General features: G+C 58.0%; 16 protein-coding genes. 2 read left to right on the forward strand and 14 right to left on the reverse strand.

The window, feature by feature from the left end:
• Positions 1-17: 17 nt before the first annotated feature.
• The 5 genes from hflD to FPL19_RS17795 form a co-directional block, all read right to left on the reverse strand.
• On the reverse strand, positions 18-662 hold the full coding sequence (gene hflD / locus FPL19_RS13345; RefSeq protein ID WP_150913037.1) for a high frequency lysogenization protein HflD: 645 nt from the start codon (positions 660-662) through the stop codon (positions 18-20).
• Positions 659-1786 carry a tRNA 2-thiouridine(34) synthase MnmA gene (gene mnmA / locus FPL19_RS13350; RefSeq protein WP_150913038.1) on the reverse strand — a complete coding sequence of 376 codons (1128 nt, stop codon included), beginning with the start codon at positions 1784-1786 and terminating at the stop codon, positions 659-661. Before mnmA ends, hflD begins: the two co-directional genes overlap by 4 nt.
• A 45-nt stretch (positions 1787-1831) precedes the next feature.
• Positions 1832-2290 carry an NUDIX hydrolase gene (locus tag FPL19_RS13355; RefSeq protein ID WP_150913039.1) on the reverse strand — a complete coding sequence of 153 codons (459 nt, stop codon included), beginning with the start codon at positions 2288-2290 and terminating at the stop codon, positions 1832-1834.
• Positions 2287-2886: a pseudouridine synthase gene (locus FPL19_RS13360; RefSeq protein WP_150913040.1), complete on the reverse strand. Its 600-nt coding sequence runs from the start codon at positions 2884-2886 to the stop codon at positions 2287-2289. Before FPL19_RS13360 ends, FPL19_RS13355 begins: the two co-directional genes overlap by 4 nt.
• Positions 2887-2963: 77 nt before the next feature.
• Complete coding sequence (locus FPL19_RS17795; RefSeq protein WP_150913041.1) at positions 2964-3281, reverse strand: cold shock domain-containing protein; 318 nt, start codon at positions 3279-3281, stop codon at positions 2964-2966.
• Positions 3282-3638: 357 nt separating this feature from the next.
• Between FPL19_RS17795 and clpS the strand changes: the two genes are divergently transcribed.
• Together clpS and clpA are read left to right on the forward strand one after the other, a co-directional pair.
• Positions 3639-3998, forward strand: coding sequence for an ATP-dependent Clp protease adapter ClpS (gene clpS / locus FPL19_RS13370; protein ID WP_150913042.1), 360 nt, complete (start codon positions 3639-3641; stop codon positions 3996-3998).
• An 18-nt stretch (positions 3999-4016) separates the two neighbouring features.
• Positions 4017-6284, forward strand: coding sequence for an ATP-dependent Clp protease ATP-binding subunit ClpA (gene clpA / locus FPL19_RS13375; protein ID WP_150913043.1), 2268 nt, complete (start codon positions 4017-4019; stop codon positions 6282-6284).
• 85 nt (positions 6285-6369) lie between these two features.
• On the opposite strand, the gene infA is transcribed toward clpA, so the two are convergent.
• The 9 genes from infA to FPL19_RS13420 form a co-directional block, all read right to left on the reverse strand.
• Positions 6370-6588, reverse strand: coding sequence for a translation initiation factor IF-1 (gene infA, locus FPL19_RS13380; RefSeq protein ID WP_150913044.1), 219 nt, complete (start codon positions 6586-6588; stop codon positions 6370-6372).
• 79 nt (positions 6589-6667) lie between these two features.
• On the reverse strand, positions 6668-7381 hold the full coding sequence (locus tag FPL19_RS13385; protein ID WP_150913045.1) for an arginyltransferase: 714 nt from the start codon (positions 7379-7381) through the stop codon (positions 6668-6670).
• On the reverse strand, positions 7378-8118 hold the full coding sequence (aat, locus tag FPL19_RS13390; RefSeq protein ID WP_150913046.1) for a leucyl/phenylalanyl-tRNA--protein transferase: 741 nt from the start codon (positions 8116-8118) through the stop codon (positions 7378-7380). The genes FPL19_RS13385 and aat overlap by 4 nt, the downstream gene beginning before the upstream one ends.
• A 23-nt stretch (positions 8119-8141) precedes the next feature.
• On the reverse strand, positions 8142-9092 hold the full coding sequence (gene trxB, locus FPL19_RS13395; RefSeq protein ID WP_150913048.1) for a thioredoxin-disulfide reductase: 951 nt from the start codon (positions 9090-9092) through the stop codon (positions 8142-8144).
• Between the two features lie 46 nt (positions 9093-9138).
• Positions 9139-10050, reverse strand: coding sequence for an AAA family ATPase (locus FPL19_RS13400; RefSeq protein WP_150913050.1), 912 nt, complete (start codon positions 10048-10050; stop codon positions 9139-9141).
• Between the two features lie 7 nt (positions 10051-10057).
• Positions 10058-10978, reverse strand: coding sequence for a carbon-nitrogen hydrolase (locus FPL19_RS13405; protein WP_150913052.1), 921 nt, complete (start codon positions 10976-10978; stop codon positions 10058-10060).
• Positions 10975-12012, reverse strand: coding sequence for an agmatine deiminase family protein (locus tag FPL19_RS13410; protein ID WP_150914233.1), 1038 nt, complete (start codon positions 12010-12012; stop codon positions 10975-10977). Before FPL19_RS13410 ends, FPL19_RS13405 begins: the two co-directional genes overlap by 4 nt.
• A 92-nt stretch (positions 12013-12104) precedes the next feature.
• Positions 12105-12410, reverse strand: coding sequence for a hypothetical protein (locus FPL19_RS13415; protein WP_150913054.1), 306 nt, complete (start codon positions 12408-12410; stop codon positions 12105-12107).
• A 129-nt stretch (positions 12411-12539) separates the two neighbouring features.
• Positions 12540-13130 carry a PilZ domain-containing protein gene (locus tag FPL19_RS13420; RefSeq protein ID WP_150913056.1) on the reverse strand — a complete coding sequence of 197 codons (591 nt, stop codon included), beginning with the start codon at positions 13128-13130 and terminating at the stop codon, positions 12540-12542.
• Positions 13131-13151 lie beyond the last annotated feature (21 nt).

A 13151-nucleotide genomic window follows, 5' to 3' on the forward strand; every position in this document is an offset into this window, starting at 1 on the left:
CCAGCGCAGGTGGCAATTCAGTCGTAAACCGACCGGTTGGCTTTCTCCGCCAACTCCGCAGCAATGCCGATCACTTTGCGGCGGTTGAAGATCAGCTGCCACCGCCGCCCGCCGGTCTGGTGCCAGAGCACCGCGGAGCGGATACCCGCCAGCAGCAGGGCCCGGACCTTTGCCGCATTCTCTTCACGCTGCAGAATGGTGGGCTGGCCGCTGACCTGAATTCTCATCCGGAAGGTGCTGATGGTGTCGGTGTAGACCGAGCCCAGATTGGCTATCAGGTTAGGGTGGGTGTAGCCAAAGTGGCTGGCGGTGTGCCGGGCCTGGTCAATGCGGCTGCCAATGACGTCAAGCATGTCCTTGTCCCGACGCAGCTTGGCTTCCAGGTTGATCAGGTTCAGGGCGTAACGCAGCACCTCGATGTCCTGCTGACGGGTCTGCTTGCTGAGAACACCGGACAGCGTTGCCAGGCCTTCGCGAAGGTCTCTGAGTTCGCCACCGTAGACGTCCAGCGTGTTGGCCGGCTCCGTGGCGAACAGTGATCGGATGCAGGTCTCAAGGCTGGAGTCGGCACACTGGCCGGTCTGGGCGACCTGCTGTACAAGTGCGGACGCCTGAAAAACGCCTGCCAGCGCAAGGGTCTGATCCTGAAGTGATCGGCTCATGGGGTGGTTTCCTCATCCCGCCAGGTCTGTTCGATAACGCCGCCCCCCAGGCAGATATCGCCATCGTAGAAAACCACGGACTGCCCCGGGGTCACTGCCCGCTGGGCATGGTCAAAAACCACCCGTACACCGTCGCCGAGTTCCGTGACGGTGCAGTCCTGATCCGGCTGGCGATACCGGGTTTTTGCCTTGCAGCGGAACGTGTTTGTTTCGGAGGCAGGCGGCCGACCGCCAACCCAGTCCACGGGCCCGCTGATCAGCCCGCGGGAGAACAACAGTGGGTGCTGTTTGCCCTGTACGGCGACCAGCACGTTGCGGTCCAGGTCTTTCTCCGCCACATACCAGGGTTCGTCGCCGTAGTGGCTCAGGCCTCCAATGCCAAGCCCCTGACGCTGGCCTATGGTGTGGTACATCAGCCCCTGATGGCGTCCGATGACTTCGCCATCCGGCGTTTCGATCCTGCCGGGCTGGGCCGGCAGGTACTGTTTCAGGAAGTCGCTGAATTTGCGCTCGCCGATGAAGCAGATGCCGGTGGAGTCTTTCTTGTCATGAGTGACAAAGCCCTGTTCCGCCGCGATGCGACGAACCTCCGGTTTCTCAAGTTCACCCACGGGGAACAGGGTTCTTGCGATACGCTCACCGGACACTGCATGCAGGAAATAGCTCTGGTCCTTGTTCGGGTCCAGTCCCTTGAGCAGCTGTGCACGGTCTTCGCTAACGGCCCTGCGCCGCGTGTAGTGGCCGGTGGCAATGTAGTCAGCGCCCAGGGTAACCGCGTAATCCAGAAAGGCCCGGAACTTCACTTCCTTGTTACAGAGAATATCCGGGTTCGGCGTTCGCCCGGCCTTGTATTCCGACAGGAAATGCTCGAACACCCGATCCCAGTATTCCGCGGCGAAGCTTGCAGTATGAAGGGTAATGCCGATCCGGTCGGCAACGGCCTGAGCGTCGGCAAGGTCGGTCATCGCGGTGCAGTATTCGGTGCCGTCGTCCTCATCCCAGTTCTTCATGAACAGGCCTTCCACCTGGTAGCCCTGATCTTTCAGCAACCAGGCGGCCACGGACGAATCCACGCCTCCGGACATTCCGACAATTACCCGCGTCTGTGATGGTGCTTTGTTCATGGCAGACTGAAATGGCCCTTCAGAAAAGGAGGCGATAGTACCATTTCATGCCGGTGGCGTCTGCGCCTCGACGATGACATCCAGCGGGAAGCGCCGCCCGTTTCGGTAATCTTCTATGCATTTGAGTACCAGCGGGCTGCGCAGCTGGTCCTGGCGATCTTTCAACTGGTCGACGGTGAGCCAATGGGCGGCAATAATGCCATCATCCAGATTGTCGGTGATCCTCGTCAGGGCCGTGGCTGCAAAGCAGAAGCGATAGTAGGTCACGCCATTGGCAGGGGCGGTAAACGTGTATAACCCCAGGAAATAGTCCGGCCGAACCTGGTAGCCGGTTTCTTCAAGGGCCTCCCGGAGTGCAGCGTCCAGGATGCGTTCATCCTCCTCCACATGACCGGCGGGCTGATTGAACACTATCTGGCCGTGGCTGGATTCCTCCACCATCAGAAACCGGCCCTGATCGTCTTCGACAACAACGGCAACGGTTGCATGGGGTGTCCAGGTCATTTTCCGGGTTTCCTCCGTTTTCCGGGCCGGGCAGGGGGGTGAAGCGTCAGCGCACGGTATTCGCCGGGCGCAAGATCTTTAACGGTCCATTCGCCAATAGCGTAACGGACGAGACGCAGGGTGGGGAAGCCCACGGCCGCGGTCATCCTCCTGACCTGGCGGTTGCGGCCTTCGGTGATGGTAATGCTGAGCCAGCTGGTGGGTATGGTTTCGCGGTGGCGAACCGGTGGTGTGCGTGGCCACAGATCCGGTTCCGGAAGATGCTCAACCGTGGCCGGGCGGGTTCTGCCGTCTTTCAGGGTGACGCCCTGTCGCAGGGAATTCAGTGCGTTATCGTCCATCTGCCCCTCAACCTGCACCCAGTAGGTCTTCGGCATTTTGTTCCGGGGAGAGGCAATCTGGTGCTGCAGGGGGCCGCTGTCGGTCAGCAACAAAAGGCCTTCGGAATCATAGTCGAGCCTGCCCGCGGGGTAGATTGCAGGCATGCTGATCCAGTCAGCCAGTGTTGCGCGGCGGTTCGAGGGATTGCCGGAATTATTGTCCGTAAACTGGGAGAGAACCTGAAAGGGTTTGTTGAATAGAATCAGGGATGCCATGTTGCCTGCAAAAGCTAACCGCCAGTCGCAATGGGATTTACGACTGGAAAGTTGTGTGTTGCTTCAGGATGCAGGTGTCAGCCGTTTACAGCGCGCTGCTGCTCCTGATAACTGGTTTGCTCGGATTTTTCCCGAGACCCTTCGCCGGTGTTTGCCTCATCAACGGACGGCTTCTCCTGTCGCTGGGGCATTTCCTGCGGGACAATATTAACAGCGTGGACGCCTTTGTCGCTTGGTTTCTTTTCAAAGGTGACCGGCTGGCCTGCCTTGAGGGTCTTGTAGCCCTCCATCTGCACGGAAGAGAAATGGGCAAACAGATCGTCGCTGCAGCCGTCCTCGATGATAAAGCCGTACCCTTTGGCGTTATTGAACCACTTGACCTTGCCTTGAGGCATGATGAACTCCCCTGTTCTGTCACTGTCGGACGTTTATTGTCGTCTTGTTATTCGACGGTTTTCGGCCGTTTAATCAGCGCGCATTTGCCTCGCGCGGTTGACGCCAGGTTACAAACCCGTTACGCCAGTTAACAAGATTTTACATTGCTTTGTTGCTATTGGCCAATAATCGTTCAGTTCAAAATGAGAAACAGTGCGTATCTATGATTCAAGTCCAGGTACCTATGGTTGAAGCCGGGCGTCAGCCTGTATCATTACCGTATGCTTAACTTTGCTGTTCTGGTTTACCTGACGCTTGAAAACGGGGACAGTGACAACCATCTTTAACGACGAGGCACCGATTTCCGGTAAAGAATCATGCGGACTATCCAGAATTCTCTACTAGTATTTAATCAGGGGGATGAAGAACAGCCCGGTCGTCAGGACGACGTCAGTACCGCGCCGGAGAAACCGGCATTAAAGCGTCCTGCGCGCTTTCGGGTGATGCTTCTGAACGATGATTACACGCCCATGGATTTCGTCGTGGACGTGTTGATGAAGTTCTTCGGGATGAATGAAGAAAAGGCGACGCAGGTGATGCTGGTCGTCCATACGCAGGGAAAAGCCGTGTGCGGGGTATATTCCCGGGACATCGCGGAAACAAAGGCAGCACAGGTGAACCAGTATTCTTCGGAATGCGAGCATCCGCTCCTTTGCGAGATTGAACGTGCGGACTGATAGACCTTGGGGTGGCCCATGCTGAGCAAAGATCTTGAAATTACACTGAATTCGGCTTTCAAAAGTGCGAGAGACAAGCGTCATGAGTTCATGACCGTCGAGCATCTTTTGTTGGCTTTGCTCGATAATGAATCGGCAGTGGGCGTACTGAAGGCTTGTGGCGCAGATCTGGCCCAGCTTCAGGAAGAACTGGTTGAATTTGTAGATTCAACCACTCCACTGATCCCCAGCAACGACAGTGAGCGCGAGACTCAGCCAACGCTCGGCTTCCAGCGCGTATTGCAGCGTGCTGTATTTCATGTCCAGTCCTCTGGCAAGAAAGAGGTTACTGGCGCCAACGTGCTGGTCGCGATTTTCAGCGAGCAGGAAAGTCAGGCTGTCTATGTTCTGAAAAAGCAGAGCATTGCCCGCATTGATGTGGTCAATTTCGTCTCCCACGGGATTTCCCGGGTACAGGGTGCCGAGGAAGAAGGACACGATCAGGCATCCCAGGAAGAAATGGGAGAAGAGGGCGGTGGTTCCAGTCCCCTGGAAAGCTACGCAACCAACCTCAACGAACAGGCCCGTCAGGGTCGCATTGACCCATTGATTGGCCGTGAACATGAGGTCGAGCGGGTTGTGCAGATTCTGGTACGGCGCCGTAAGAACAACCCGCTGCTGGTGGGTGAAGCCGGTGTCGGTAAGACGGCGATTGCCGAGGGGCTGGCCAAGCGCATTGTGGACGGCCAGGTGCCGGACATCATTGCCGACGGTGTGGTCTATTCTCTGGATCTTGGCGCCCTGCTGGCAGGCACCAAGTATCGGGGTGACTTCGAGAAGCGGCTGAAGGGATTGCTGGCGGATCTCAAGAAAGAAGATCATGCCATCCTGTTCATCGATGAAATCCACACCATCATCGGTGCCGGATCGGCTTCCGGTGGTGTCATGGATGCTTCGAACCTGCTTAAGCCCATGCTCAGCTCGGGCGAAATGCGTTGTATCGGTTCCACGACCTTCCAGGAATTCCGGGGCATCTTCGAGAAAGACAGTGCTTTGGCTCGTCGATTCCAGAAAATTGACGTCAATGAGCCGAGCGTCGAAGACACCTATCAGATTCTGAAAGGTCTGAAGACTCACTTTGAGAAGCATCACGACCTTAAATACACCGATCAGGCGTTGCGAGTTGCAGCGGAGTTGTCGGAACGTTACATCAATGATCGGCATCTGCCGGACAAAGCCATTGACGTAATCGACGAGGCGGGTGCCCATCAACGGCTGCTTGCCCCTTCCAAGCGCAAGAAGACGATCGACGTTTCTGAAATCGAGGACGTCGTTGCCAACATCGCGCGGATTCCGCCGAAGAACGTTTCCAGCAGTGACAAGGATCTGCTGCGCAACCTTGAGCGGGATCTGAAGATGACGGTGTTTGGGCAGGATCCGGCGATCGAATCGCTGTCCACTGCTATCAAGCTGGCCCGTGCCGGTCTGAAAGCACCGGAGAAACCGGAAGGTGCCTTCCTGTTCTCTGGCCCCACCGGCGTCGGCAAGACCGAAGTGACCAAGCAGCTGGCGAAAGTGCTGGGCATCGAGCTGGTGAGGTTCGACATGTCCGAGTACATGGAGCGGCATACGGTTTCACGCCTGATTGGCGCGCCGCCGGGCTACGTTGGTTATGATCAGGGTGGCCTGCTGACCGAATCTGTCAGCAAGCACCCTCACTGCGTACTGCTGCTGGATGAGATCGAAAAAGCCCATCCGGAAGTCTTCAACCTGCTGTTGCAGGTGATGGACCATGGCACGCTGACGGACAATAACGGTCGCAAGGCCGATTTCCGCCACGTGATTCTGGTTATGACCACCAACGCCGGGGCCGAAAGCATGGCCAGACGTTCCATTGGCTTCAGTGAGCAGGACCACAGCACGGATGGCATGGAGATTATCTCCAAGACCTTCACGCCGGAGTTCCGCAACCGCCTGGATGGCATTATCCAGTTCGGCGACCTGCAGCCTGCGACCATCACGCATGTGGTGGACAAGTTCCTGACCGAGCTTCAGGCACAGCTTGATGAGAAGCATGTTGTGCTGCACGTGGATGATGAAGCGAAAGTCTGGCTTGCAGAGAAAGGCTACGACGTCACCATGGGCGCCCGCCCGATGGGTCGGTTGATTCAGGACAAGATCAAGCGGCCATTGGCTGAACAGATCCTGTTCGGTCAGCTGTCAGAGAACGGCGGTGATGTGTATGTTCATCTCAAGGATGACGAGCTTGTTTTCGAATATGAGGACGAGCCAGCGGAGGCCGTTTAATCGGTCCGCGATCCTGAGATGTCAGAAACAAAAAGGCCACACTCCCGGGTGTGGCCTTTTTCGTTCAGTCAGATGTCGGCAGTAATCAGCGGGCGCGGTAAACGATGCGGCCCTTGCTGAGGTCGTAAGGAGTCAATTCGACCTTCACCTTGTCGCCGGTCAGAATGCGGATATAGTTCTTGCGCATTTTTCCGGAAATGTGAGCTGTTACAACGTGGCCGTTTTCGAGTTCAACACGAAACATGGTGTTTGGAAGCGTATCAAGAATAACGCCTTCCATTTCAATGGCATCTGATTTCGGCATTCAGTAGAAACCTCGTAAATTAGCTTGCGGTAATTTTAAACTGCGCAATTCTGCCTTATTTGGGCGGATATGGCAAAAATCAGTGGGGGTCCATGACCTGCCAGTGACCGTCCCTGAGCGCCTCAATGGGGCGGAAACGTGTTTTATAGTTCATTTTACGGCACTGTGCGATCCAGTAGCCAAGATAAAGATAGGGAAGTTCCTGGCGACGGGCCTCCTCCACCTGCCATAACACGGCGAACGTGCCCAGGCTGCGATGCTCGTAGGCGGGGTCAAAAACCGTATAAATGGCGGAAAGACCCTCATTCAGCCGGTCGACGGCGGCCAGTCCCACCAGTTTTTCACCATCCAGAATCTCGATGAACCAGGAGTCCGTTGCCCCTTCCACCAGGAATGAGGTGAACTGTTCCCGCGAGGGCGGGTACATGTCCCCGTCCGCATGACGCTCTTCGATGTAGTGGGCGTAGAGTTCGTAGTAACGTTCGGTGAAGCAGGCCCGCACCATGCGACAGGTCAGGTCGCTGTTTTTCTTCAGGACTCTGCGTTGGCTGCGGTCGGGGTGGAAATCCTCAACTCTTAGCCGCACTGGCACGCAGGCGTTGCAACTTTCACAGTGAGGGCGGTAGTAGTGGGAGCCGCTGCGGCGAAAGCCCAGGGCTGTAAGCTGGCTGTACAGGCGCTTGTCTACCTCGGCCCGGGGGTCAACAAACATGGTGGTTGCCTGGCGGTCGGGCAAATAGCTGCAGTCGTGAGCAGGCGTGGCAAAGAAGACCAGCGTTCTGAGGTTGCTCATTTAACCCTCCGCGTTGACCTTGGCTGCCCCTCCGGGCCGGGCCATCGCCATTGAATGTCCCAGGCGTCATGGCCGGGGCGTTCGCTGACTGCTTCCCTGAGTATAGATAAAAACCGGCGGCGAGGAATAGTGCGGGCGCCCATTCTCAGCAAGTGTCCGCTTTCCACCTGGCAGTCCATTATGGAGTATCCCCAGGATTCCAACTGGCCCGCCAGGTGAACCATCAATACCCGCGACGCGTTGGTCTCTAGCGAAAACATGGATTCGCCAAAAAAGCAGCGGCCCAGGCCAATCCCGTACATGCCGCCCACCAGTTCGCCATTGGGGTTCCATGCCTCGATGGAGTGGGCAATGCCCTGGCGGTGGAGTTCGCTGTAGCTGGCGATCATGTCTTCAGTGATCCAGGTTCCCTCAGCGCGGGTCCGGGCGCACAGGCGAATCACCCGGCTGAAGGCCCGGTCGGCGGTGATGGTGAAATACTGGCGGTTCAGAGTGCGCCTGAGGCTCCGGGCAACGTGGATTTCATCCGGAAACAGCACACATCGGGGGTTTGGCGACCACCAGAGAATAGGCTGGTCGTCGCTGAACCAGGGAAATATGCCGCTCTGGTAGGCGAGAATCAGGCGCCTGGTGGAAAGGTCGCCGCCGATGGCGAGCAGGCCATCGGGGTCGTCCAGTGCCTGTTCCGGGTCCGGGAACCAGAGTTCCTTTTGGTCGAGCCAGGGCAGTGAGGTCATCTCGGTCCGGCTATTGTTCGAGATCAGTCCTGATCCAGAAATTTCTCGGCGTCCAGGGCTGCCATACAGCCAAAGCCTGCCGAGGTGACCGCCTGGCGATAGACATGGTCAGCCACGTCACCAGCGGCAAATACGCCAGGCACGCTGCTTTGCGTGGCCATGCCCTCAAGGCCGGACTTGATGCGGATATAGCCGTTTTCCATGTCCAGCTGGCCCTGGAACAGGTCGGTGTTGGGCTTGTGACCGATGGCGATGAATACGCCCGCCAGTTCCATGTCCTGGGTTGAGCCGTCTTTGGTGCTTCTGATTCGCATGCCGGTCACACCGGTGCCGTCACCCAGCACTTCGTCCAGAGTGTGGTCCCAGACGATCCGGACGTTGCCGTTTTCGGCTTTCTCGAACAGTTTGTCCTGCAGGATTTTTTCGGCGCGCAGGCTGTCGCGGCGGTGCACCAGAGTAACTTCGTCGGCGATATTGGACAGGTACAGCGCTTCTTCCACGGCGGTATTGCCTCCGCCGATGACGGCGACTTTCTGCTTCTTGTAGAAGAAGCCGTCGCAGGTGGCGCAGGCGGAGACGCCCTGGCCCTTGAACTTCTCTTCCGATTCCAGGCCCAGGTACATGGCAGACGCGCCGGTGGCAATGATCAGCGCGTCACAGGTGTATTCGCCGTTATCGCCTTTCAGGCAGAAAGGGCGGCTGTGCAGGTCAGCTTCGTTGATGGTGTCGTAAACCACGCTGGTTTCGAAGCGTTCGGCATGTTTCAGCATCCGCTGCATCAGTTCCGGGCCCTGTACGCCGTCGTTATCCCCGGGCCAGTTATCAACATCCGTGGTGGTGGTCAGCTGGCCGCCCACTTCAATGCCGGTGATCAGGGTCGGGTTCAGGTTGGCCCGGGCCGCATAAACTGCGGCGGTATAGCCGGCGGGGCCCGAGCCAAGAATGATCAGTCTGGAATGCTTGGTGTCGCTCATGGATGTTGCTCGCTTACAGATCTTGAAGTGTGTAGTCGGATCTTAATTACTCAATGACAGAAACTGAAGTCAGCAGATGCCGTATCCGTTCCTGGCTCTTGCCGGATTCGCCCTGTTCCAGGCGGTGTTCGGCGACCGCGGGGAAGACCGCCTGGATGTCGTCCGGCAGTACATGATTGCGGCCGCTCATCAGTGCCCAGGCCTTAGCGGCCCTGACCAGTCCCAGTCCGGCCCGCGGAGACAGGCCATAGACCAGCCCCGGCATTCGGCGGCTCTGTTCCAGCAGTCGCTGGACGTAATCCAGCAGGGCCGGGCTGGTGGTGATTTTTTCAACGGCGCCCTGCAGCGAACGGAGGTCTTCTCCGGAGAGGAAGGTGGCTAAGCGATCAGTGAGTATGCGGCGGTCCTCTCCCTCAAGTAGCTCCCGTTCTGCCCTCGGGTCCGGATAGCCCAGGCGGATTCTCATCAGGAAACGGTCCAGCTGTGATTCCGGTAGCGGGTAGGTGCCGCCCTGTTCAATGGGGTTCTGGGTCGCAATGACAAAGAAGGGTACTGGCAGGGGGCGGGTTTCCCCCTCGATCGATACCTGGCGCTCTTCCATGGCCTCAAGCAGGGCACTCTGGGTGCGCGGCGAGGCGCGGTTGATCTCGTCGGCCAGTACCACCTGGGCAAAAATAGGGCCGGGGTGGAATACCAGGCTGCCGGCAGCCTTGTCGTACATGGAAAAGCCTAGCACGTCGGCCGGCAGCAGGTCGTTGGTGAACTGGATACGCTTGTAGGTCAGGCCCATTACCTTTGCCAGGGCGTGGGAGAGCGTGGTTTTGCCCATGCCGGGGATGTCTTCTATCAGCAGGTGGCCCTTGGCCAGCAGGCCGCAAAGGGCCAGCCGGACCTGGTGGTCCTTGCCCAGCAATATGCTGTTCAGTGCCTCTATCACCCGGTCTGTTTTGGCTTTCATGCGTGGCTCAGTCCCTCACCCGTTTTGTGATGTCGCCATAGGCGTCTATGCGACGATCACGGAAATACGGCCAGATGCGTCGAACCGATTCACTGCGGTTGCGGTCGATGGTGGCGGAGAGCACGATTTCGGCCTTATCGTCGGCGCGGGCAAGGAATTCACCCTGGGCACCACAGATGAAACTGTTGCCCCAGAACCTGATGCCATCCGACGCTCCGGACGGGTCGGGTTCGGTACCAACACGGTTGGGCGCAATGACGGGAAGGTTGTTGGCCACAGCGTGACCACGCTGTACAGTCACCCAGGCATCCAGCTGGCGGGACTGCTCATCCGGCTCGTCGGTAACGTCCCAGCCGATGGCGGTGGGGTAGATCAACAATTCGGCTCCGGCCAGCGCCATCAGGCGGGCCGCTTCCGGGTACCACTGGTCCCAGCAGACCAGCACGCCAAGGCGTCCAACGGAGGTGTCGATGGGGGTAAAGCCGTTACTGCCATCGTTCCGTGTGCCATCACCGGGGGTAAAATAGAATTTCTCGTAGAAGCCCGGATCGTCGGGAATGTGCATCTTGCGGTATTGGCCTGCAATGCGGCCATCCGCTTCAAACACCACGGAGGTGTTGTGGTAGACGCCATTCATCCGGCGCTCGAAAATGGATCCCACAATCACCACGCTCAGTTCCGCGGCCAGGGCTGCCAGTCGCTCGCTGGTTGGGCCGGGAATCGGCTCCGCCAGGTCAAAAACGCTGGCGTCCTCGGTCTGGCAGAAATACCGGGTGGCGTGGAGTTCCTGCAGTATCACCAACTGGTGTTTATCAGCGGCAGCCTGGCGGATCAGCCGTTCGCTGTGGTCCAGGTTTGCCTGTTTGTCATCGCCGCAGCTTTGCTGGATCGCCGCGACTTTCAGCAGATTGGTGTCGGAGTGGCTCATGGACAGACGACCCCTTCCGGAAGTTGCATGGTGACACAGTGCAGGCTGCCATGCTGATGGATCAGCGGGCGGCAATTAATGGCAATAATTTCCCGTTCCGGGAAAATGCCCCGGATGATCTCCAGGGCCTGCTCGTCCTGGGGAACGTCATAAACGGGCACCAGCACGGCGTTGTTGATGATCAGGAAATTGGCGTAGGTGGCAGGCAGACGTTCGCCGTCTTCGTCGACAATGGCATCGGGCCAGGGCAGCGCCGTCAGCCGATAGGGTGAGCCGTCCGCCTGCTGGAACTGCGCCAGATCTTCTTCCATGGCTGCCAGTGCGCTGTAGTGTTCGTCGCTGACATCCGGGCAGCCCACGTAACAGATATGGTCGGGGGCGCAGAAGCGTGCCAGGGTATCAATGTGGCTGTCGGTATCGTCGCCTGCCAGATAGCCATGATTGAGCCAGAGAATGCGGTCGGCCCCCAGGGTTTCTTTCAACAGCGCCTCGATGGCGGAGCGGTCCATTTCCGGATTGCGCGACGGCGCCAGCAGGCATTCGCTGGTGGTCATAAGAGTTCCCTGACCGTCCGATTCCAGAGATCCGCCTTCCAGAACGAATTCCACCGGCACCAGGGGTGTCCTGCCAAAACTGCTGAAATTCGCCAGGTGCCTGTTCAGGGCGTTGTCCTTTTCCCAGGGAAACTTTCCGCCCCAGGCGTTGAAACTGAAATCCAGCAGTTCGGCCTTGCTTTCGCCAGTGCGCAGGGCAATGGGGCCATGGTCCCGGGCCCAGGTGTCATTGGCAGGGGCGGGAACGCCGATGACGCGTCCCGGCAGCTGATGGTCGACAGCGTATTGGTTCAGTTCTTTCTCGAGGGCCTGCACTCTGAACACGTGTTCGCAGCTCAGTAGCAGGTTTTCGAAGCGCAGAACGGCCCGGGCGATCTCGAGGAAAACCGGTTCCACTTCATCCAGCACAGCGCTCCAGTCTGTACCCGGATGGGGCCAGGTGAGCATAACGGCGCTTTGAGGTTCCCACTCCGCGGGCATCACAGGTCTGGAGGTCAAGATACGAACACCTCAGTAAAAAGCGGACATTCTAACGGACAGACTGCGTTGCGTCAGGGTATGCGGCCAGATTTTTAGCGATTGTGTTTCAGAACCGAGTGAATGACCCGGTTGCCTTCGAAGTAGACCACGAAATCCTCATAGTGCCACTGATAGATGGGGGGCTCGCCCACAGGGCCGGTGACGGACTGGGGCTGGCCCCAACCGTTTCTGACCGAAGACTCGCTCATGCCATGGCGTGGCAGGTTTTCCTGAAGGGACTGCTGTACCTGGCTTTTCACTGACATGCGGACTTCCTCTGCGGCGATTCCGCTCGAAGCCAGTAGCAAGGTGGCGGAGGCAGTGGCAGCGCAAAGCGACTTTAACGTGGGTTTTCTCATCAGTGAACTACTCCCTGGCGTGTTACCGGAAAAATGCCGGACGTTGATTAATCGTAATTTGCGACAGAATGACTTAAAAAACCACCCTTAGTCTGTGACATTTGGTCACTTTTGCCGTGATGGTCGCGGCTATCCGTTCTGCCGCTGGCGTATCTGCCAGCGCAGAACATGCCGCGCGATCTGCTGGCGATCATGGTCGTGAATGTCGACGAATCCCGTATGGATGCTGGATCCACCGTCTTCGAGCGGTTCAACGGACAGAACCCTGGCGGTGGCTACGGGCTGGAAAAGTTCCGGCGGCAGGGTCATGCGCATGGCTAGATGCTCGCCGAGGGCGTAGTTTTCCGAGCGGCTGTAAAACGACAGCCCGCCCTCGCTCAGGGTGACGTCCTTCCAATCCTCCGGTTGCAACGGATTTTGCTCAAAGGCCATAATGCGCGCCAGTGTATCGAGCTTGCCGTTGAGTGATTTGATCAGCGACGTCAGCAGCCGGTCCCTTTCCGCGAGATTGGCCAGCTGTGACCGCACATCCTGATCCAGGCGGCGGAATTCGGCGCGCAGGACTTCAACGTGGCTGCCATCGAACGGTTGGCCAGAGGGTGATTCCGTCGCAACCTGACGACGTATTTCCAGGCCAATCCGGTCATTTATGCGATAGAAATCCCGGCGATCAGCCGAAGCAGAATCCGTCGCAGGATTGTCAGAATGGTTCGCGGCCATTGTTACCCCATAGCGCTGTAA

The sequence above is a fragment of the Marinobacter halotolerans genome (assembly GCF_008795985.1).
Lineage (GTDB): Bacteria > Pseudomonadota > Gammaproteobacteria > Pseudomonadales > Oleiphilaceae > Marinobacter > Marinobacter halotolerans.

Excerpts from the sequence above, each read along its gene's own strand:
- mnmA (WP_150913038.1), bottom strand. The coding sequence starts at position 1,786 with ATGAACAAAGCACCATCACAGACGCGGGTAATTGTCGGAATGTCCGGA.
- FPL19_RS13360 (WP_150913040.1), bottom strand. The coding sequence starts at position 2,886 with ATGGCATCCCTGATTCTATTCAACAAACCCTTTCAGGTTCTCTCCCAG.
- FPL19_RS13355 (WP_150913039.1), bottom strand. The coding sequence starts at position 2,290 with ATGACCTGGACACCCCATGCAACCGTTGCCGTTGTTGTCGAAGACGAT.
- aat (WP_150913046.1), bottom strand. The coding sequence starts at position 8,118 with ATGACCTCACTGCCCTGGCTCGACCAAAAGGAACTCTGGTTCCCGGAC.
- FPL19_RS13385 (WP_150913045.1), bottom strand. The coding sequence starts at position 7,381 with ATGAGCAACCTCAGAACGCTGGTCTTCTTTGCCACGCCTGCTCACGAC.
- trxB (WP_150913048.1), bottom strand. The coding sequence starts at position 9,092 with ATGAGCGACACCAAGCATTCCAGACTGATCATTCTTGGCTCGGGCCCC.
- FPL19_RS17795 (WP_150913041.1), bottom strand. The coding sequence starts at position 3,281 with ATGCCTCAAGGCAAGGTCAAGTGGTTCAATAACGCCAAAGGGTACGGC.
- clpS (WP_150913042.1), top strand. The coding sequence starts at position 3,639 with ATGCGGACTATCCAGAATTCTCTACTAGTATTTAATCAGGGGGATGAA.
- FPL19_RS13415 (WP_150913054.1), bottom strand. The coding sequence starts at position 12,410 with ATGAGAAAACCCACGTTAAAGTCGCTTTGCGCTGCCACTGCCTCCGCC.
- clpA (WP_150913043.1), top strand. The coding sequence starts at position 4,017 with ATGCTGAGCAAAGATCTTGAAATTACACTGAATTCGGCTTTCAAAAGT.
- infA (WP_150913044.1), bottom strand. The coding sequence starts at position 6,588 with ATGCCGAAATCAGATGCCATTGAAATGGAAGGCGTTATTCTTGATACG.
- FPL19_RS13400 (WP_150913050.1), bottom strand. The coding sequence starts at position 10,050 with ATGAAAGCCAAAACAGACCGGGTGATAGAGGCACTGAACAGCATATTG.
- hflD (WP_150913037.1), bottom strand. The coding sequence starts at position 662 with ATGAGCCGATCACTTCAGGATCAGACCCTTGCGCTGGCAGGCGTTTTT.
- FPL19_RS13405 (WP_150913052.1), bottom strand. The coding sequence starts at position 10,978 with ATGAGCCACTCCGACACCAATCTGCTGAAAGTCGCGGCGATCCAGCAA.
- FPL19_RS13420 (WP_150913056.1), bottom strand. The coding sequence starts at position 13,130 with ATGGCCGCGAACCATTCTGACAATCCTGCGACGGATTCTGCTTCGGCT.
- FPL19_RS13410 (WP_150914233.1), bottom strand. The coding sequence starts at position 12,012 with ATGCCCGCGGAGTGGGAACCTCAAAGCGCCGTTATGCTCACCTGGCCC.